Consider the following 19,783-nt stretch of genomic DNA (forward strand, 5'->3'; position numbering starts at 1 on the left):
ATTCAAAAAGCCGCTCCAATTTCTCAGAGCGGCTTTTCCGGGGTTTATTAGTGGCTACGGCCTCTATCCTACAGCGGTTTTTTGCGCTCAGCCTGGAATTTCTTCAGCTGCGGGTCCACCACCTTTTTGTCGCCCACCACCACAATGGTCATGGCCTCGGGGCGCACGTATTTGCGGGCGGCCTCGCTCACCTGCTGCGGCGTCACGGCGTTGATGTTTTTCACCTGCTCGGTGAGAAAGCTTTCGGGCAGGCCGTGCAGGTCGAGGTTGTTGAGTTGGCCGATGATGCCGTCGGGCGTGGAGTTGCGCAGCACAAACAGGCCGCTTTCGTAGTTCTGAATACCGCGCAATTCGTCGGCCGAAGGCGCAGTTTTCTGCAGGCGCTCCACTTCGTTCATGATTTCACGGAGTGAGTTGCCGGTGTCGCCGGTGGTCACGTCGGCGGTTTCGGTCCAGGTGGCGGTGCGGTAGTGCGTGCCGATGGAGCTGTAGGGCGAATACGTGTAGCCCTTGTCCTCTCGGATGTTGCGCGTGATGCGCGAGCCAAACGAGCCGCCGAGCAGCGAGTTCATCACCCGCTGCCGAATGTAATCGGGGCTGCTGGGGTCCACCACCGGCAGGCCCACCACAATGGTCGACTGCGGCGCGCCGGGCCGGTCCTGGGTCAGCAAGTCGCCCTTGGTCAGCGGCTTGGCAATGTCAATCTTCGGCGCCGGGCCCTGCGGGAAGCCCGCCCAGGCCGTGCTGATGGCCTGGTGCAAAGCCGGTGCATCAAACTTGCCCGCCACGTACACGCTGGTGCGCTGGGCGCCGAACTGGTTTTTGTAAAAATTCTGCACCTGCTCCAGCGTCAGCGCATCAATCTGCGCATCCGTTGGCAAGTCGCGCCCATAAGGATGGTCGCCATAAATGGCGTGCGAGAACTTCATGCGAGCCTGCACGCTGGGCTGCGCGCGCGACAGCGCCGTCTGCCGCTTTAAATCGCTTTTTAGGCGCGCCAGCTCCGAGGCCGGCAGGGCCGGGTGCTGCACCACATCGGCCATGAGGGTGGCCAGCTCCGGCGCGTATTCGCTCAGGCACGACGCCCAGAGTGTGGTTTGGTCGAGGCCCACCGAAATGTAAAGGGAGCCGCCCATGCGGGCCACCCGCTCGGCCAGCTGCGTGGCCGTCATGCTGGCCGTGCCTTCCTGCATGAGCTTGCCCAGCAGGTCGGCCACCGATTCTTCGCCGGCCGCTTCGTGCACGTTGCCGGCCTGAATGGCCACCATCATGCTCACCTTGGGCACCTGGCCGAAGGGCACCAGCCGCGCCTTCAGGCCATTATCGAGGGTAAAGTCTTCCTTTGCCGGCAGGGCAAAATCGCGGGGTTTGCCGCCTTCGGGCGGGGCCTGTTTGGGGGCGGCGGGCGTTTGGGCGGCGGCCACAGCCTTGGCGACGCCAGCCGCACGGGTGGCGGGCTTAGCGGCAGGTTTGGTTTTGGCCGGGGCCTTTTGAGCGTGGGCGCCGGTAGCGGTTAAGAGGGCGGCACTGAGCAACCCGAAAACTAGCTTCTTCATGATGAAAGTAGGAGGGAAGGCTAGCTCTTGGCCAGCGGGTTGACGGTGATGATGGTGCGGTTGGTGGGCCGCAGGTACTCGCGGATGGTCTTTTGCATCAACTCCGGCGTCACCTTGCGGAACTCGCCTTCGAGTCGGTTGATGCGGCCGGGGTCGTTATCGAACATCGCAAACGAGGCCAGCAAATCGGCCCGCCCGAAGTTGTCGGACCCGCTCACCTGGTCGTAGAAGGCGGAGCGGATTTTCACCAGCGCCAAATCCAGCGTGGCCTGGTCAATGCCCTTGCTGCTGAGCTTGTTGATTTCCTGGTCGAGCACGCGCACCACCGAATCGGCCTGCACGGCGGGGTCGAAAACCAGGTCGCCCATCCATAGCATGGGGCCATTGTAGTTGAACTGGTTGCCGAGGTAATTGATGCCGCCGCTCACGTTGCTGGCGTAGCCGCGCTTCTGCACCAGGGCCTGGTAGAGGCGGCTGTCGTTGCCCTGCAGTAGAATCTGGTCGAGCATTATCATGGCGTAGTACTCGGGCGTGTTGCGCTCGGGCATGTGGTAGCCGAAGGCCAGCGCGGGCTTGGTGGCCAGCTTGTCGTCTTTGCTGAAGCGCTGCTCCTGCTCCTGGCGCGGCTCCGCAATGTCGGGCTTGGGCGGCTGCGGGGCGCTTGGGATGGCGCCGTAGTACTTCTGCACCCAAGCCTTGGCCTCGGCGGGCTCAAAGTCGCCCACCACGGCCAGCACGGCGTTGTTGGGGGCGTAGTAGGTCTTGAAAAACGACTTCGTATCGGCCAGGTTGGCGGCGTCGAGGTCGCTCATGTCGCCGTAAAAGTTGTGGGCGTTGTTCCAGTTCTTGTTGGCTTTCATGGGCATGTCAATCCACGGAAAGCCGCCGTAGGGCTGGTTGAGCACGTTCACGCGCACCTCGCTTTTCACCACGCCTTGCTGGTTGGTCAGGTTGGCCTGCGTGATGGCCAGGCCGCGCATCCGGTCGGCCTCGGCCCACAAGATGGTTTCGAGCTTGTTGCTGGGCACCACCTCGAAATAGTTGGTGAAGTCGAAGCGCGTCGAGCCGTTCATCACTCCTCCGTTCTTTTGAATCAGCCCGATAAACTCGTTCTTGCCCAGGTTCTGCGAGCCCTGAAACATCAGGTGCTCAAACAAATGCGCGAAGCCCGTGCGGTCGCGCGGCTCGGTGCGGAAGCCCACGCCGTAGTAGGCCGCCACCGTGGCCGTGGGCGCTGTGTGGTCGGGCGAGAGCACCACCTTCAGCCCATTGGGCAGGGTGTAATACTCCACGGGCACCTGAAAGGCCGGGCCGGCTGGCTTAGGCGCCGGAGCCGCCGCCATGGTAGCCGGTGCCGCGCTGCTAGCAGTAGCCGCATCAGAAGCCGTGGCCACTGAGGTGGCTTTGGGACTGCATGCGCCGAGCGCCAGGGCGGCCCCGGACGCCCACAACAGGCTACGGCCGAGGTTGGTAAACTGTCTCATAGGTAAGCAGGTAAAGTGAATGATGCAGAAAAAGCGAATGGAAACATTTGGTGTTGCAATAGTAGCGAAACCAAGCCAACCGCGGGCCTCTGTGGCCAATGATTTCTGCCGCCGACCCGCCGTTGCACCGCCAGAATGCTTTTCCACCCAACTGCCCGACCTTTGCGCCGTGTTCGCCTTCTCCTCGCTGCCGGGCCTGCTGGCCGGCCACCTCCTGCAAGCCCCCGCCGACCCGGCCGCCGACGTCCGCCACCTGCTGCTCGACAGCCGGCGCGTGGGCCTGCCGGCCGGCGCACTCTTTTTTGCCCTGCGCGGCCCCAGCCACGACGGCCACCGCTACCTGCCCGCCCTCTACGCCCAAGGCGTGCGCCTCTTTATCATTGAAACCGGCCGGGAATTGCCCAACGGCCTGGCCGCCTACCCCGAGGCTGGCATTGTGGCCGTGGCCAGTCCGCTGGCGGCCCTGCAAGCGCTGGCCGCCGCCCACCGCGCGGCCTTCACCGGCCCGGTGCTGGCCATTACCGGCTCCAACGGCAAGACCATTGTGAAAGAGTGGCTGGCCCAGCTGCTGAGCCCCGATGAGGACATCTGCCGCTCGCCGCGCTCCTACAACTCGCAGGTGGGTGTGCCGCTGAGCGTGTGGGAGTTGAACCCTGCCCGCCACACGCTGGGTATTTTCGAAGCCGGCATTTCGGAAGTGGGAGAGATGGCGCGGCTGGCCGAAATCATTCAACCCACCGAAGGCATTTTCACCAACCTCGGCACGGCCCACGACGCCGGTTTCACCTCGGCCGAACAAAAGCTGCACGAGAAGCTCAAGCTGTTTCAGGGGCCACAGTTTCAGCGCCTGTTCTACTGCGCCGACCAGCCGCTGGTGCGCGCCGCCGTGGCCGAGCTGGGGCTGCCCGGTTTCAGCTGGACGCGGCAGCCCGACCAGCCGGCCGATGTGCGTTTTGCCGCCGCTGGCAGCGCCGATGGCTGCACCCGCTGGCGCACCCAGGCAGCCGATGGCCGCTCCGCCACCGAGTTTACGCTGCCCTTCGCCGACGAGCCCTCCGTCGAAAATGCGCTGCACTGCCTGGCCGTGCTACTACACCGCGCCGTGGAGCCCGCCGAAATTCAGCGCCGGCTGGCCCGCCTGCACCCCGTGGCCATGCGCCTGGAAATGAAGCTGGGCCGCCACGATTCCTACTTGCTCGACGATACCTATAATAACGACCTCGCGGGCCTCTCATTGGCCCTCAACGCGCTGGCCCGGCAGCCCCGTCCCGGCCGCCGCACGCTCATTCTGAGCGACGTGCTGGAATCGGGCCTCAGCAGTGCCGAGCTGTACGCCCGCATAGCGGCCCTGCTGCCTGCTGCCGGCATCACCCGCCTCATCGGGATAGGGGAGGAGATTTCTTCTCAATTAGGAATGAAGAATGAGGAATTAAGAATTGAATCGGGGGCAGCAGCGGACGCCGCAGGTACCCAATTTCTCATTCCTCATTCTTCATTCCTCATTCAAACCTTCCCCACCACTGAGGCCTTTCTGGCGCAGCTTAACCCCGCCGACTTTGCCCGCGAGGTGGTGCTGATAAAGGGCGCCCGGCGCTTCGGGTTCGAGCGCATTGTTGCCGCTTTGCAGGCTCAGCAGCACGGCACCGTGCTGGAAGTCAACCTCGACGCTCTCAGTCACAACCTGCAGCACTACCGCCGCCAGCTGCGGCCCGGCACCAAGCTCATGGTGATGGTGAAGGCCTTTGCCTACGGCGCGGGCTCCTATGAAGTGGCCAGCCTGCTCGAATTTCAGCGGGCCGACTACCTGGCCGTGGCCTACGCCGACGAAGGCGTGGCCCTGCGCGAAGCCGGCATCAGTCTGCCCATTATGGTGATGAACCCGGCGCCGGACTCGTTCGACCTGTTGCGCCACTACCGGCTGGAACCGGAAATCTACTCGTTCGAAATGTTGGATGAATACCTGGCCACCTTCCGCACACTCGACGAAACGGCCGCACCCGCGCCCAAAATCCACCTCAAGCTCGACACCGGCATGCGCCGCCTCGGCTTCGACGAAGCTGACCTGTCCGCGCTGCTGGCCCGCCTGCACACCCACGCCGTCCGCCTGCCCGTGGCCAGCGCCATGACGCACCTGGCTGCCGCCGACGAGCCCGCCCACGACGACTTCACCCAGGAGCAGCTCGCCGCCTTCCGCCGCATGGCCATTGCCCTGGAAGAAGCCCTGGGCCACTCCGTGCTAAAGCACGCGCTGAACTCGGCGGGCATCCTGCGCTTCCCCGACGCGCATTTCGATATGGTCCGCCTCGGCATCGGCCTCTACGGCGTCGACGCCAGCGGCCGCGACACCGACACCCTGCGCCCCGTGAGCGAGCTGCGCACCACCATTTCCCAGATTAAAACCCTGCCCGCGGGCCACACCGTGGGCTACGGCCGCCGCGGCGTAGCCGCCGACACGGAGCGCCGCATCGCCACGCTGGCCATTGGCTACGCCGATGGCTACGACCGTCGTTTCGGCAACGGCGCGGGCGAGGTGCTCATCCGTGGGCAGCGGGCGCCGCTGGTGGGCTCCGTGTGCATGGACATGTGCATGGTGGACGTGACGGCCATCCCCGGCGCGCGGGCCGGCGACGTGGCCGTGCTCTTCGGCGAGGGGCTGCCGCTTCCTGAGTTAGCCGGCCGCATTGGCACCATCGCCTACGAGTTGCTCACCAACGTGAGCGAGCGGGTGAAGCGGGTGTTTGTGAGTGAGTAAGCTGCGTATAATTCATTGGTATTAGCCAATGGAGCTAATTATATATTATAATGGTAATATAATAGATAAACTCTGGTTTGTGCCTGACTTCAGTTGGCCCCACTGACTATGTGTTTAATAGGCTAAAAAAGGCCGTCTGACGAAAAAAGGACTTACTGTGCGGGCAATAGAGGGAAGTTTGTGTCCTGTTTTTGGACACAATTCTAATTTTTAGAAACTTTTCTTTTCTATGAAAGCACTTCGACTTTCGTTTTTCCTCTTTCTCTGGGTTGTTTGCTGTTTGCCAGGCAGTGCCTGGGCCCAGGCAACCACTAGCGCCACAGTAACCGGCGTTATCCAAACCGAAAAAGGCTTGGTCCTGACGGGCGCTACCGTCGCCGTGCTACATTTGCCAACGGGCATCCGGCGCGTCGCTACTACCGATACGCAAGGCCACTTTGCGCTGAGCCAGCTGCTCAGCGGCGGGCCTTACGCGCTGCAAATCAGCCAGCCGGGCTTTCGTTCGCAGGTCATCAACAACGTGTTTCTGAAAGCCGAGGTGCCGGCCAACTTCACCTTCGAGCTAACCGCCGATGTGGTGGCCGTGGGCACGCGTCGCCTCGACCGTACCGCCCTCGAATCGGTGGCGCCGGTGGACGTGATTGACATGCGCGAACTGGCCCTCACGGCCCCGCGCACCGATAACACGCAGCTGCTCAACTACGTGGTCCCTTCTTTTAATTCCAATCGCGAAACTTCGGCCGACGGCGCCGACCACGTGGACGGCATCACCCTGCGCGGCCTGGGCTCCGACCAGGTGCTGGTGCTGGTGAACGGCAAGCGCCGCCACACCTCGGCCCTGATTAACCTGCTCGGCAGCCGCCCCTACGGCAGCGCCACCACCGACCTGAACACCATTTCGGCCAACGCCCTGGACCGGGTGGAAATTCTGCGCGACGGCGCGGCCGCTCAGTACGGCTCCGATGCCATTGCCGGCGTTATCAACCTCAACCTGAAAAGCGACAACCACGGCGGCAACGTGCTGGTGAACAACGGCATTCACCAGTCTGGCTTCGGCTACAACACCACGCTGAGCGTGAACAAAGGGCTGAAGCTGGGCGAAAAAGGCTTCCTGAATGTGACCGGCGAAGTCGACTACCGCGGCTACACCACCAGCCCCAACTACACCCGCGACCTGAATTCCTGGCCCATCTACTCCAGCAACCGGGCGCAGGAGGATTCCTTCTTGCTGGCCAACCACAAGACGGCCAAGGACTACCGCCAGCGCAACGGCGACGCCATCATGACGAACTACCGAGCCGTGTACAACGCCGGCTACGACCTGTCGGACAAAGCGCGTATCTATTCCTTTGGTACTTATAACTACCGCCGGGGCCAGGCTGTGGCGCCCTGGGTGCTGCCCAGTGCCAATCCTGCCGACCTCGGCACCCAGCCCGGCTTCAGCTTGGGCTACCAGCCCAACATCAACACCCGCATCAACGACGGTGCCGCCGTGCTGGGCCTCGACCTGAAGCTGGGCCGCTGGGACCTGGACCTGAGCCAGAGCCTGGGCACCAACCGCATGCGCTATGACCTGAGCAACACCCTCAACCCTTCGTTGGGCGCCGCCTCGCCCACTTCCTTCGAAGCCGGCGGCCTGCAGTTCACGCAGGCCGTGACCAATGCCACGGCCAGCCGCTTGTTCGACAACGTGCTGGCGGGCACCAACGTGGCCTTCGGTACCGAATTCCGCAACGACTTTTATGAAATTGTGGCCGGCGATGAAAACTCCTGGAAAGACTACCAGGCCGGCCAGCCCGGCGCGTCGGGCGGTTCGCAGGGCTTCATCGGCTTCGACCCCACTTCGGCCATTGCGGGCAGCCGGCAGAACGTGGCCGGCTTCCTCGACGTGGAAGCCGACGTAACCAAGCGCTGGACCGTGGGCGGCGCCGTGCGCTACGAGCGGTATTCCGACTTTGGCTCGGCATTCATCTACAAAGCCACCACTCGCCTGCAGGCCAGCAAGTGGCTGGCCCTGCGCGCGGCCTACAACACCGGCTTCCGGGCGCCTTCGCAGCAGCAGCAGCTGTACCGCCAGCTCACGCTGCTGCCCACGGCCAGCGGCACCACGTATTCGGGCATCTACAACAACCAGAGCGACATTGCGCAGGTGGCCGGCATCAGCCAGCTCACGGCCGAGAAGTCGCGCAACGCCAGCTTTGGCCTCGTGCTCACGCCGGTAAAAGACCTGGTAATCACGGCTGATGCGTACCAGATTGACATCGACAACCGCATTTCGCTCACCAACGAGTTCGGGGCCGGCATTTCGCCGCAGTTCGACGTGGCTTTGGACAAAGCCCAGACCACCAGCGTGCAGTTCTTTGCCAATGCCCTGAACACGCGCACCCGCGGCCTCGACCTGGTGGGCAGCTACAGTCTGGCGCTGGGCCGGGGGCAGCTACGCTTCACGGCCGCGGCTAACTTCAACGAAACCACGCTCCGCAGCCTGCAGGTGCCGGCGCTGTTCCAAGGTATTCAGAACGATGAAATCGCGGGCAACAACTTCATTGGCCAGCGCCAGCTCTCGCTCATCACCACGGGCAGCCCCAAAAGCAAAATCCTGGGCAGCGTGGGCTACGAAGGCGCCAAGTGGAGCGTCACAGCCCGCTACACGCGCTTCGGCCAGGTGTCGTTCTACGATTTTAACTTCGACGGCCTCGAAGAAGGCGCTTATTACTTCGTGTTCCGGCCTAAGGCCATTACCGATTTCATCCTGACTTACAAGCCCGCCAAGGGCCTGCTGCTGGCCGTCGGCGCGCACAACCTATTCAACGTGCGTCCCGACGACCTGCTCCAGGCCGCTCGCAACGGCCACGCCCCCGACGGCTTTGCCTCGATGCAAGCATACCAGGCCTACTACGCGCAACAACACGGCGGCGCGGTATCTACCACGCCCTACGACCACGACATTCTGCCCTACCAGGTGGTGCAGATGGGGTTGAACGGCGCGTTTTTTTACCTGAAAGCGTCCTACTCCTTCGGGAAATAATTGGCTAGCTTTAGTGTCTATTTTCCATCCAATTTTTCCTGAAATATGAAAGAAGTGTCTACTCCCTCTCCGCGCTTGGCGCGCACCGATTTGCTGCGCTCCCTGCAAAAGGCCTTCGGCCTGGCCGTGGCCGCCGAGCAGCCCGGCGCGCCCTCCGTGGAGGTGCTCATTGAGCAGGCTGAAGACCACAGCCGCCGCCGCTTTATGACCAACAGCGCCAAGTTTGGTCTGCTGGCCGGCGCCACCGGCCTGCTGGCCGCCTGCGAAACCGCGGCCCCGGAACCCGCCGCCGATTTAACTGCCTTCAAATCAGTCAATGCCCAGGGCGGCGCGGCCCGCGTGGTGATTGTGGGCGGCGGCATGGCCGGCCTCAACTGCGCCCTCAAGCTGCAGAAGGGCGGCATCATGGCCAGCATCTACGACGCCAATACCCGCACGGGCGGCCGCATTTTCACGGCTAAAAACCTCATGGGCGCGGGCCTGACCACCGAGCTGGGCGGCGAGTTCATCGACAGCGGCCACACGGACATGCTGAATCTGGTGCGCGAGTTCGGCTTGTCGCTCTACGATGTAGAATCGCCCAGCGAAACGGCGCTGGAGAAGGATACTTACTTCTTCAACGGCCGCCGGTATTCGCTGCAGGAGGTCATTCAGGCGTTCCAGCCCTACGTTGCCCGCATCACCGCCGACGTGCGGACCATGCCCAACACCATTGTGTTCGACAACTACGGCGCGGCCGGGCCGTTCGACCAGATGTCGATTTCCGGGTATTTCGATTCGATTGGCATGACGGGCATGATTCGGACCCTGCTCGAAGTGGCCTACGTGACCGAATACGGCCTCGAAGCCAACCAGCAGACGTCCATCAACTTCCTCTGGCTGTTCTCGCCCGATACCAGTAAGGGCGCGTTCGACATCTTCGGTATCAGCGACGAGCGGTATAAAATTCAGGGCGGCAACCAACTGCTCGTCGACGCCATGGCCCAGCGCCTGGCCGGCCAAATCACACTGCAGCACAAACTGGTGGCCGTGGCCAAGCCCGCCGACGAATACATCCTCACCTTCCAGCAAGCCAGCGGGGCCACCGTTACCGTGCCGGCCGACGTGGTGGTGATGGCCATTCCCTTCAGCGTGCTGCGCCAGGTGAGCCTAAATCTGCCTATGCCCACCTGGAAAACCAACGCCATCAACAACCTCGGCTACGGCACCAACGCCAAACTGCTGCTGGGCTTCAACAGCCGTCCGTGGCGCACCAACGGCTGCACCGGCTACATTTTCTCGGACCAGGCTACTCAGAGCGGCTGGGACAGCAGCCAGTTGCAGCCCGGCACCGCCGGCGCCTACACCGTGTACGTGGGCGGCCAAGTGGGCGTGGACATGGGCACGGGCTCGCCCGCCTCGCAGGTGAGCCGCTTCTTGCCCACCATGGAGCGCGCCTGGCCCGGCACCCAGGCCCAGTACAACGGCAAGGTGGAGCGTTTCCACTGGCCCAGCAACCCGCTCACGCGCGGCAGCTACGCCTGCTACCGCCCCGGCCAGTACACCACCATCGCCGGCGCCGAAGGCCGCCCGGTGGGCAATATGTTCTTCGCCGGCGAGCATTGCAGCGCCTACTTCCAGGGCTACATGAACGGCGCCGCCGAAACCGGCCGTGTGGCCGCGCAGGCGGTGCTGCAGGCGGCCACTACCAAGAAGGTGGCGTTTGTAGGGCGCTTCCGCCGTGCCGCGGTGCAAGCGTAGCGCTGCATAGGATTTTAAGTGGCGCCAAGCCCCCGTTTCCAGCCGGAAACGGGGGCTTTTTTGTGCGCCAGCTTTTTAGCGGTGATGTTGGCAAGGTATTTATTTTGCTACTTTACAGTTGCCGTACCCTGGCCCTGATAACTTTGGGGTGCCATAGGCATTTTTGACGCTTCTTTTTTAGCTATGACCATTAATACGTTTCGTGTTATGCGCCTGCTGGGCGCCTTCTTGTGTTGTTTGGCATGCGCGCCGGCATCGGCCCGTTTGGCAAATGCCACGGCCCACGTGGCCGACGCGCCGGCCCTTGACGGCCTGTGGAAAGGCCAGCTAAAAGTGCCCGGCGGCCAGCTCGAAGTCATCTTCCGCTTCGTGAAACTCACTGGCGGCGAATACTTCGCCACCATGGACGTGCCCCTGCAAAAGGTGAGCCGCATGGCCGTGAAAACCGAAGTGAAAGGCGACACCGTGCGCCTGTTTGCCGAAGAAGCCAACAGCCGCTTCGTGGGCAAAGTATCGGCCGATGGCAAGCAGATGGTGGGCCAGTGGCAGCAGCCCGGCTTCAAAGTGCCCATGACCTTGGCCTTCAGTCCGCTGCCGGCCATGAACGCCAAGAACGTGCGCCTCACCCCGCCCTATCGCGAAGAAGAAGCCACTTTCAGTAACCTGAGTACCAACACCCGTTTGGGCGGGATGCTCACCATTCCGGCCGGCCCGGGCCCGTTCCCGGCCGTGGTGCTGCTCTCCGATGCCGGCCCGCAGGACCGCGACGGCACTGTGGGCGACTTTGCCCCACTGGGCCTGCTGGCCGACTACCTCACCCGCCGCGGCGTGGCCGTACTGCGCTTCGACGACCGGGGCGTGGGTAAGTCGGGCGGCACCCCCGCCGTCACCACCGCTGACCTGGTAAGCGACGCCCAGGCCGGCCTCAACTATCTCCGCACCCGTCCCGAAATCGACTTGGCGCACTTGGGCCTAGTGGGCCACGGCGAAGGCGGCAACGTGGCCTTGCTGGCCGCCGCGCAGCCGTTGCCACCCGCGTATGTGGTGGCGCTGGCTGCCTATGGCCTGCCCGGCCGCGACATTGTGGTGCAGCAGCAGGCCACCACCCTGCGCACCCTCGGCACCGAAAACGCGCAGATTGAAGCCGCTACCAAACGCCAGCAGGCCATGCTGGAAATCATCCGCCAAACCACCGACAACGCGCAGGCCCAGGCCATCGTGGCCAACATGCTGAAGCAGAACAACGCGGCTATTGATAATGCCACCGCGCAGTCGAGCGCCGCCGAAATGACTTCGCCGCGCTACCGCTACTTCCTGGCATTCAATCCGGTAGAGAAACTGTCGGCCGTCAGTTGCCCCGTGCTGCTTCTCAACGGCACCTCCGACCTCACCATCAATGCCGACGCCAATTTGAACGCGCTGAAAAATGGCCTCAGCAAAAACAAAGGCGTAACGGTGAAGAAACTGCAGGGCGTAAACCACCTCTTCCAGCCCGACCAGACTAAGTGGCCCATCATCAACGGCCAGCCCCAGCCCAACTTCTCGCCTGAAGCCCAGGAAACCATCCGCGAGTGGATTGTGGAGCAGGCCAAGAAGTAAGACCGCAGATTCTGCAGATTGAACGGATTGCACAGATTCAAACACACGCCGACAACATCGCGCATCGATTAGCCATTGGCCATAAAAAAGGTCCTGCTTACGAGCAGGACCTTTTTTATGGAAGCATTAGCCGGATACGGCGTCGCTCTTGGAATCTGTACAATCCGCAGAATCCGCAGAATCCGCGGTTCAGACTTACTTAATCATATCAACCTCGGCCTTAATCATGGCGTTGTAGCGGCGGCCCTGGCCGTTGGCCAGTGTGAGCAGGTTCCAGCCCTTGCCGATGGTGTAGCTCCAGGTGCGGCTTTCCTTGTACTCGAAGGTGGGGCGCATAATCTGGCCGTAGGGCGTGTAGTTGTCCATGAAGTTCGTGGTGTAGAACTTATCGCCGCCTACAATCCACTCCATGGCCACGAAAAAGCCTTCTTCCGGCGCCGGGATGTTGTAGGTGCTCAGGTCGATGGTGTACCACTCGCCGCCGCGCGAGGCCGACACGACCACGTTTTCGGTGAGCAGGTCGGTGTTGGGGGCGTTGTAGTTGCCGTCGGCCTTGTAGAGGCGCACGCGGAAAGGCTCGCGCGGGAAGCCGTTTTCGCCGATGTAGAACGACACTGTCCGCACGTTGCCGAGCTTCTTCTGCTTGTCGTTTTTCACGAAAAAAGCATACTGGCTGCCCGGCAGGCCCTGAATCATGCCTTCGCCCGGATTGTTTGACTTCGAACCCAGTTCCAGGTTTTTCACCTTGCCGCCTTTCACCGTGAAGCCTTCCAGCTTCACCTCGCGCTTTTTGAGCTCGATGATGAGGTCTTCGGTGCTGCCGCGCTTGATGAAAAGAGCGGTGCGTTCGTAGCCCAACGTCATCACAATCAGGGAGTCCTGACTGGTTTTCTCCAGGCCGGCCAGCTGAAAATAGCCATATTCATTGGTAAGGGCACCGGTGCCTTCTTCGCGCAGGCCGATGGAGGCAAAGGGCACCGGGTCTTTCGTCTTGGCATCGACGACACGGCCCGTAATGCGGTTTTCCTGGGCCCAGCTTAGCGCCGGCAATAGCATCAAAACCCAAAAAGCGATAAGAGGTAAGCGTTTCATCATTGCCAAATATAAGATAATGGGGGGCGACTGGCAAATTTACAAATTCTGAGCCAGACTATCATCAATGCTATTGACTGAGCGTAATAATCGCGCGGCTGAATGCAAAATGAATTTAACCAATTAACGCCAAAAAATTGCTTTTATTACTACAAAAATAAGCGTTGGGCCATTTTCTTGTATGGCCCAACAGCGCCAAATTATTGGCGCGATTTCTAAAAAAAATAACATAGTTGGCCTGCGTGCGTAATGCAGCCCGCTCCCATTCCTAACCCCATCCTTCCCGTTCATGAAAAAATCCCTCCTTTCGCTGTTGGCCGCTACGGCGTTGCTGGCAAGCTGTGAAACCAAACACTCCGAAACCAAAGACCAACTCGCCGAAGCCGGCCAGGACACCGCCGTGATGGCGCGCGACGGTAGCAGGACCGTGGCCGATGCCGCGGCCGGCGCCGCCAACGCGGCCGACAATGCCTGGGACCTGACCAAGGCCAAACTGACCGACGTGAAGTTCAAGGAAATTACGCTGCCCGGCGTAAGCGTGCGCGGCGACAGCACCTACAACGTGTACAGCGTGGACGAGAAAATCTTGTTCGACACCGATAAGTCGGAAATTAAGCCCAGCGCCGCCGATGCCCTGAAGCAAATCACGGGCTCCATTGGCCAGCGCTACGGCACCAGCCAGGTGCGCGTGATGGGCTTTGCCGACTCGCGCGGCGACAAAGACTACAACAAGGACCTGAGCGAGAAGCGCGCCGAGGCCGTGAAAAACTACCTCGTGGCCAACGGCAGCATCGACGCCGGCCGCGTGAGCGTGGAGCCCATGGGCGAGGCCATGCCCGCCGCCAGCAACGCCACCGCCGCCGGCCGCCAGGAGAATCGGCGCGTTGAAATCGCGGTGCGCACCAAGTAAGCCGGTGCTATTCGTTTGCCGCCTGTTGGGCCCGGCCGTGTTCACGGCCGGGCCTTTTGCATGGTTGCCCAGGCCCCTGGCCCAATGCAAGGGAGCCACTGGCGAAAGTAAATTAATAATAGCTAATACTGAATAAGGCCAATAATTTTGCGACCTTGCTGAACCATAGGTTGGCACAATGCGGCCAGCGTCAATTTTCTGGCGTCTGCAGTTGTTGCTTATCTTTCGGGTGCCATAGATGGATTTGTATCAAGGACGAGAATGAAAAGATGTTTACTGGGAGTGCTGTTGCTGCTGGGCATGATGGGGCCTGCATGGGCCAAAGTGCCGGGCGCTCCTACCGAAGAAGCCCTCCCGCTGGGCGGGCTATGGAAAGGCAAACTGCCGCTACTGGGCGGGCAGTTGGACGTGACCATCAGCGTGGTGCCGTTGGCTAATGGCCGGTTCTTTGCCGCCCTGGATGTGCCCGCGCAGAAAGTGAGCCGCATGGTGACGGAGCTGACCGTGCGTGGCGACTCGGTGCTGATGCGCATGCCGGGCGCCGACAGCCGCTACGCCGCCCGCTTCGACCGCACCAAGCGCGAGCTGAACGGCACCTGGACGCAGGGCCGGGAAAAGTCGCCGGTGCGTCTCTATTATTTCCCCATGCCTACCGTCGCCGGGCCGGGCACACGCCTCACCCCGCCGTATCGGGAAGAGGAAGTAACCTTTAACAACCCCGTGGGCCGGCTGAACTTGGCCGGCACTTTCACGGTGCCGCCTGGCAAGGGGCCGTTTCCAGCCGTGGTGCTGGTGAGCGACGTGGGCGCCCAGGACCGGGAAGGCACCGTGGGCGACTACCACCTGATGGGCTCGCTGGCCGACTACCTGACCCGGCGCGGCATTGCCGTGCTGCGCTACGACGACCGGGGCGTGGGCAAATCGGGCGGCAACACGGCCACGGCCACCACCGCCATGTTGGTGAGCGACGTGCAGGCGGGCCTGAATTTCCTGCGCTCACAGCTCGAAATCAACATCAACCGCATCGGCGTCATTGGCCACGGCGAGGGCGCCAATGTGGCCCTGCTGGCTGCTGGCAAGCCCTTGCCACCGGCGTTCGTGGTGTCGTTGGCTGGCTACGGCCTCACCGGCGAGCAAACCCTGCTGCAGCAACTGGTGGATGAGCAGCGTGCCCAAAAAATAGACCCCGTCAAGGTACAGGCCGCCTACGAGCGCCAGCGCACCATGTACGACATCATGCGCCAGACCGGCGCCCCGCAGGCCCAGGCCATTGTGGCCAACATGATGCGCCAGGACCAACCCACCCTCGATGCCAAAGCAGCGCAGGCCCAAGCGGCCCAGCTCCTCACGCCGTGGCGGACCTTCTTTTTATCGTTCGACCCCATCGATGAACTCGACGAGGTGCGCTGCCCGGTGCTGCTACTCAGCGGTACCAACGACCTGCAGGCACCGGCTGAACTGCACCTCACCGCCCTGGAAAGAGAGCTGAAAAGCATCAATCGCGGCACCGTCTCGAAGCGCCTGCCCGGCGTAAACCACCTCTTTCAGCCCCCCAAAACGGAGTGGACGCTGATGAATGGCGAGATGATGCCCTTGTTTTCGCCGGTGGCGCTGGAAACCATTCGTGAGTGGATTGTGGGCCTGGGCGTGAAGAAGTGAGGATTGGCATTGTGAGGAGGCACGCCGGTCATTGCGAGCGCAGCGAAGCAATGACCGGCGTCTGCCTGCTGCCACAACCCCTTACTTAATCATGTCGACCTCGGCCTTAATCATGGCGTTGTAGCGCAGGCCCTGGCCGTTGGAGGCGGTGATAAGGCTCCAGCCCTTGCCGATGGAGTAGTTCCAGGTGCGGCTTTCCTTGAATTCGAAGGTGGGGCGCATAATCTGGCCGTAGGGCGTGTAGTCGTCCATGAAGTTGGTGGCGAAGAACTTATCGCCGCTCACCACCCATTCCATGGCCACGAAAAAGCCTTCTTCCGGCGCCGTGATATTATAAGGAGTGAGGTCGACGGTGTACCACTGGCCGCCCTGGGGGGCCGAGACCACCACGTTTTCGGTGAGCAGGTCGGTGTTGGGGGCGTTGTAGTTGCCGTCGGCCTTGTAGAGGCGCACGCGGAAGGGCTCGCGCGGGAAGCCGTTTTCGCCGATGTAGAACGACACCGTCCGCACGTTGCCGAGGCGCTTTTTCTTGTCATTCTTCACGAAAAAGGCGTACTGGCTGCCCGGCAAGCCCTGAATCATGCCTTCGCCGGGATTATCGGACTTGGCGCCGAGGCCCAGGTTTTTCACCTTGCCGCCCTTCACCGTCACGTTGCCGAGCTCGACGGCCCGCTTGGGCACTTCGATGGTGATGTTGGCCACGGCCACGCCCCGCTTCACCAGCACGGCCCGGCGGGCATAGCCCAGCGCGACGACCACCAGCGAGTCGGCCGGGTTTTGGGTGGGGGCCGGCACGATGAAGATGCCGTGTTCGTTGCTGAGCGCCCCGATTTGTTCGTTTTTCAAGCCAATGGACGAAAACGGCAGCGGCTCTTTGGTGTCTTTATCAACGATTACCCCTTTAATCTGAACCTGCTGTGCCCAGCTTGTGGTGGTTGATAAAGCTATAAATAATGCTAATAGAAGTAGGCGTGTGCACATAGGACGCGTGATAGAACGAACAAAATTACAAATTCGAGCGCGGAAAGTTATTAGAAATTTTTAGGACATCCAACCATTGCCAAAAAGCTGAGGCTTAAATGGCATAAAAACGAGGTGTTAGCTGCGCATTTGGCGGCGGTCAAAAAATCTTGCCAGCCAAAAAGCTTTTGCGGTCGTACCTTTGTTTGTATTCTTTCTAAATAAGCTCCTACGCCCTTCCCGCCCGTGGCCCTCTTCCGTCGTTCTGCGCCCAAACCTGTTGCCACCGCCAATGCCCGGCGCTCGGCCCAAGACCTGCGCGTGGGCGAAGCCGGCACCATCTGTTGCCTCGAAGACCCTGAAATGGCGCTAAAACTGTTGGAGATGGGCTGCGTGCCCGGCGTGCAGGTGCGCCTGAGTGGCCGCGCGCCCCTCGGCGACCCGCTGATGCTCGTGCTCGGCGACCAGGAATACACCCTCTCGGTGCGGGCCAGCGAGGCCGCCACCATTATGCTGAAAGAATAGAAGTAACGGATGGCGGCAACTTTGAGCAACCCGACGACGGTGGACGCGGCTGCTTCGCAAGCCGGCCCGCGGCCCGTGCGAATTGCCCTCATCGGAAACCCGAACAGCGGCAAAACGTCGCTTTTCAACCAGCTCACCGGCCTCAACCAGAAGGTAGGCAACTTCCCCGGCGTGACGGTGGACCGCAAAACCGGCGTGGCCCAGCTCACGCCCGGGCAGCGCGCCGAAATCATCGACCTGCCCGGTACTTACTCGCTCTACCCCAAGAGCTTGGACGAGAAGGTGATAACCGACCTGCTCTACGATAAAACTGCCGATAACTACCCCGACTTTGTGGTGGTGACGGTGGACGCCAGCAATCTGCGCCGCAGCCTGCTGCTCTTCACCCAGCTCGGCGACCTGGGCCTGCCGGCGGTGCTGGCCCTCAATATGATGGACGTGGCCGAGCGCCACGGCGTCAACATCGACCTGCCGGCCCTGGAGCGGGAGCTGGGTGTGCCCATCATCCCAATGAACGCGCGTAACGGCATCGGCATCGCGGCCCTTAAAATTGTGATGGCCCAGCGGCTGGACGCGCCGCCCGTGCGCTGCTGGGAGCCGGACGAGAAACTGCTGCCCATGGTGCGGCAGATTCGCTACTATTTCGACCTGCACAACGACTACTTGGCGCTGCACTACGCCCAGCAGTACCGCCAGATTAGCTTCCTGAGCGCCGACGACAAGGCCCACATTCAGGAGCTGACGCAGCAATACGGGTTCGATGCCACGGCCCAGCAGGCGGCCGAAACCATTGCCCGCTACGCCCGCATCAACGAAATCCTGCTGGAAACGGTAACGGTGACGCGCACCGAGCAGCGCGAACCCGTGAGTAACCGCATCGACCGCGTGCTGACGCACCGGGTGGGCGGCTACCTGATTTTTCTGGGCATTCTGTTCCTGCTATTTCAGGCCATTTTTGCTTGGGCGCAGTACCCGATGGACTGGATTGACCAGGGCATTTCGGCCCTGAGCGCCACCATTCAGGACAACTTCCACGGCCCGCTCATCCGGCTGCTGACGGAGGGCGTACTGGCGGGTTTGGGCGGCGTGCTCATCTTCGTTCCGCAGATTGCGCTGCTGTTTGGCTTCCTGGCCGTGCTGGAGGAAACGGGCTACATGGCCCGAGTTACCTTCTTGATGGACAAGTTAATGCGCCCTTTCGGGCTGAGCGGTAAGAGCGTGGTGCCGCTTATATCGGGGCTGGCTTGCGCGGTGCCGGCCATCATGGGTGCGCGCACCATTGAGAGCTGGAAAGACCGGATGATAACCATCTTCGTGACGCCGCTGATGTCGTGCTCGGCGCGCATTCCGGTGTACACGGTGCTGGTGGCGCTGGTGGTGCCCGACCGCGCCGCCTGGGGCATTTTCAACCTGCGCGGCGTGGCCCTGATGGGGCTTTATCTGCTGGGCCTGTTCTCGGCGTTGGGCTCGGCTTGGGCACTGAAAAAGGTGCTGAAGGCACGGGAGCGAAGCTACTTCATCATGGAATTCCCGGTGTACCAGTGGCCGCGCTGGAAGAACGTGGGCCTGACCATCTACCAGAAAGTACAGGCCTTTGTATTACAGGCGGGCAAGGTGATTGTGGCTATTTCGGTGCTGCTGTGGGTGCTGGCCAGCTACGGCCCGGGCCAGCAGCAGGAAACTGCCGAAGCTCAGGTGCGCCGGGCAGCTCCTGCGCAGCGGTGGGATGATGCGGAAGTAAGCCGCCGCGTGGCCTCGGCCCGGCTGGAAAGCTCCTATGCCGGAAAGTTTGGCCACCTTATTGAGCCCGCCATCCGGCCGCTGGGCTACGACTGGAAAATCGGCATCGCGCTGCTGACCTCGTTTGCGGCGCGGGAGGTGTTTGTGGGCACGATTTCAACTATTTACAGCGTGGGGCAGGATGCCGACATGGGCACGCTGCAACAGAAGCTCAGCGCCGAGCGCGACGCCAACGGGCAGCCGTTTTTCACGCCGGCGCGGGCGTTTTCGCTGCTGGTGTTCTACGTGTTTGCCATGCAGTGCATGAGTACGCTGGCCGTGACGTACCGCGAGACCAAGAGCTGGCGCTGGCCGGTAGCGCAACTAGTGTATATGACCGGACTGGCGTATGCGGCGGCCTTTGTGGTGTATCAGGTGCTGGCTTAAGGTGCTCTGATTTAAGCGGGTGGCTGTCATCCAGAGCGCGGCGAAGGACCTTTTACCGTTGAGCAGCTTACTCAATCGTTGTGATGTGGTAAGGTCCTTCGCTGCGCTCAGGGTGACACTTTTCATGGAATAACTATTTAGACAAATTCTAATTAGTTATTTAGAATTTGTCTAAATAGTGTAGGAATTGCAGGTTGGCAGCCGTTGCTTTGCAGCATCAATTGCAAAACAACTCGGTATGACTACCTCGCGACTTTCAGCTTTCTGGCCCTTTTTTCTGCTTCTAACGGGCTTTTTAACGTTAACAATCGG

Annotated in this window: 12 protein-coding genes; 8 read left to right on the forward strand and 4 right to left on the reverse strand. The window is 61.6% G+C overall.

Annotation, left to right across the window (positions count from 1 at the left end):
• Positions 1-68: 68 nt before the first annotated feature.
• Together Q4S41_RS05380 and Q4S41_RS05385 are read right to left on the reverse strand one after the other, a co-directional pair.
• Positions 69-1,556 (reverse strand): M16 family metallopeptidase, encoded by a 1,488-nt coding sequence (locus Q4S41_RS05380; protein WP_305030079.1) that lies wholly within the window; start codon positions 1,554-1,556, stop codon positions 69-71.
• A 20-nt stretch (positions 1,557-1,576) separates the two neighbouring features.
• Positions 1,577-3,040, reverse strand: a complete 1,464-nt coding sequence (locus tag Q4S41_RS05385) for a M16 family metallopeptidase (RefSeq protein WP_305030080.1) — start codon at positions 3,038-3,040, stop codon at positions 1,577-1,579.
• Positions 3,041-3,209: 169 nt separating this feature from the next.
• Here Q4S41_RS05385 and Q4S41_RS05390 point away from each other — a divergent pair, with 169 nt between their 5' ends.
• The 4 genes from Q4S41_RS05390 (at position 3,210) to Q4S41_RS05405 (ending at position 12,159) form a co-directional block, all read left to right on the forward strand.
• On the forward strand, positions 3,210-5,792 hold the full coding sequence (locus tag Q4S41_RS05390) for a bifunctional UDP-N-acetylmuramoyl-tripeptide:D-alanyl-D-alanine ligase/alanine racemase (protein WP_305030081.1): 2,583 nt from the start codon (positions 3,210-3,212) through the stop codon (positions 5,790-5,792).
• Between the two features lie 229 nt (positions 5,793-6,021).
• Positions 6,022-8,820, forward strand: a complete 2,799-nt coding sequence (locus tag Q4S41_RS05395) for a TonB-dependent receptor (protein ID WP_305030082.1) — start codon at positions 6,022-6,024, stop codon at positions 8,818-8,820.
• Between the two features lie 54 nt (positions 8,821-8,874).
• Positions 8,875-10,560 carry a flavin monoamine oxidase family protein gene (locus Q4S41_RS05400; RefSeq protein WP_305030083.1) on the forward strand — a complete coding sequence of 562 codons (1,686 nt, stop codon included), beginning with the start codon at positions 8,875-8,877 and terminating at the stop codon, positions 10,558-10,560.
• A gap of 183 nt (positions 10,561-10,743) precedes the next feature.
• Positions 10,744-12,159: an alpha/beta hydrolase family protein gene (locus tag Q4S41_RS05405; protein WP_305030084.1), complete on the forward strand. Its 1,416-nt coding sequence runs from the start codon at positions 10,744-10,746 to the stop codon at positions 12,157-12,159.
• 195 nt (positions 12,160-12,354) lie between these two features.
• Here the strand turns inward: Q4S41_RS05405 and Q4S41_RS05410 are convergent, their stop codons facing one another.
• Complete coding sequence (locus tag Q4S41_RS05410) at positions 12,355-13,215, reverse strand: carboxypeptidase-like regulatory domain-containing protein (RefSeq protein WP_305013401.1); 861 nt, start codon at positions 13,213-13,215, stop codon at positions 12,355-12,357.
• 325 nt (positions 13,216-13,540) lie between these two features.
• Between Q4S41_RS05410 and Q4S41_RS05415 the strand changes: the two genes are divergently transcribed.
• Together Q4S41_RS05415 and Q4S41_RS05420 are read left to right on the forward strand one after the other, a co-directional pair.
• Complete coding sequence (locus Q4S41_RS05415) at positions 13,541-14,161, forward strand: OmpA family protein (RefSeq protein WP_305030085.1); 621 nt, start codon at positions 13,541-13,543, stop codon at positions 14,159-14,161.
• Between the two features lie 261 nt (positions 14,162-14,422).
• Complete coding sequence (locus tag Q4S41_RS05420; protein WP_305030086.1) at positions 14,423-15,820, forward strand: alpha/beta hydrolase family protein; 1,398 nt, start codon at positions 14,423-14,425, stop codon at positions 15,818-15,820.
• Between the two features lie 81 nt (positions 15,821-15,901).
• Here the strand turns inward: Q4S41_RS05420 and Q4S41_RS05425 are convergent, their stop codons facing one another.
• Complete coding sequence (locus Q4S41_RS05425; RefSeq protein WP_305030087.1) at positions 15,902-16,801, reverse strand: carboxypeptidase-like regulatory domain-containing protein; 900 nt, start codon at positions 16,799-16,801, stop codon at positions 15,902-15,904.
• A 225-nt stretch (positions 16,802-17,026) separates the two neighbouring features.
• Here Q4S41_RS05425 and Q4S41_RS05430 point away from each other — a divergent pair, with 225 nt between their 5' ends.
• Both Q4S41_RS05430 and feoB read left to right on the forward strand, forming a co-directional pair.
• Positions 17,027-17,305 (forward strand): FeoA family protein, encoded by a 279-nt coding sequence (locus Q4S41_RS05430; protein ID WP_305030088.1) that lies wholly within the window; start codon positions 17,027-17,029, stop codon positions 17,303-17,305.
• Positions 17,306-17,314: 9 nt separating this feature from the next.
• Positions 17,315-19,471 carry a ferrous iron transport protein B gene (gene feoB / locus Q4S41_RS05435; RefSeq protein ID WP_305030089.1) on the forward strand — a complete coding sequence of 719 codons (2,157 nt, stop codon included), beginning with the start codon at positions 17,315-17,317 and terminating at the stop codon, positions 19,469-19,471.
• The last annotated feature ends 312 nt before the right edge of the window (positions 19,472-19,783 follow it).

The organism is Hymenobacter convexus (assembly GCF_030580955.1).
In the GTDB taxonomy this organism is placed as follows: Bacteria; Bacteroidota; Bacteroidia; order Cytophagales; family Hymenobacteraceae; genus Hymenobacter.

Bases quoted from the DNA above. Each gene is read 5' to 3' on its own strand.
- Q4S41_RS05380 (WP_305030079.1), bottom strand. From the start codon at position 1,556: ATGAAGAAGCTAGTTTTCGGGTTGCTCAGTGCCGCCCTCTTAACCGCT.
- Q4S41_RS05385 (WP_305030080.1), bottom strand. From the start codon at position 3,040: ATGAGACAGTTTACCAACCTCGGCCGTAGCCTGTTGTGGGCGTCCGGG.
- Q4S41_RS05395 (WP_305030082.1), top strand. From the start codon at position 6,022: ATGAAAGCACTTCGACTTTCGTTTTTCCTCTTTCTCTGGGTTGTTTGC.
- Q4S41_RS05415 (WP_305030085.1), top strand. From the start codon at position 13,541: ATGAAAAAATCCCTCCTTTCGCTGTTGGCCGCTACGGCGTTGCTGGCA.
- Q4S41_RS05410 (WP_305013401.1), bottom strand. From the start codon at position 13,215: ATGCTATTGCCGGCGCTAAGCTGGGCCCAGGAAAACCGCATTACGGGC.
- Q4S41_RS05425 (WP_305030087.1), bottom strand. From the start codon at position 16,801: ATGTGCACACGCCTACTTCTATTAGCATTATTTATAGCTTTATCAACC.
- Q4S41_RS05405 (WP_305030084.1), top strand. From the start codon at position 10,744: ATGACCATTAATACGTTTCGTGTTATGCGCCTGCTGGGCGCCTTCTTG.
- feoB (WP_305030089.1), top strand. From the start codon at position 17,315: ATGGCGGCAACTTTGAGCAACCCGACGACGGTGGACGCGGCTGCTTCG.
- Q4S41_RS05420 (WP_305030086.1), top strand. From the start codon at position 14,423: ATGAAAAGATGTTTACTGGGAGTGCTGTTGCTGCTGGGCATGATGGGG.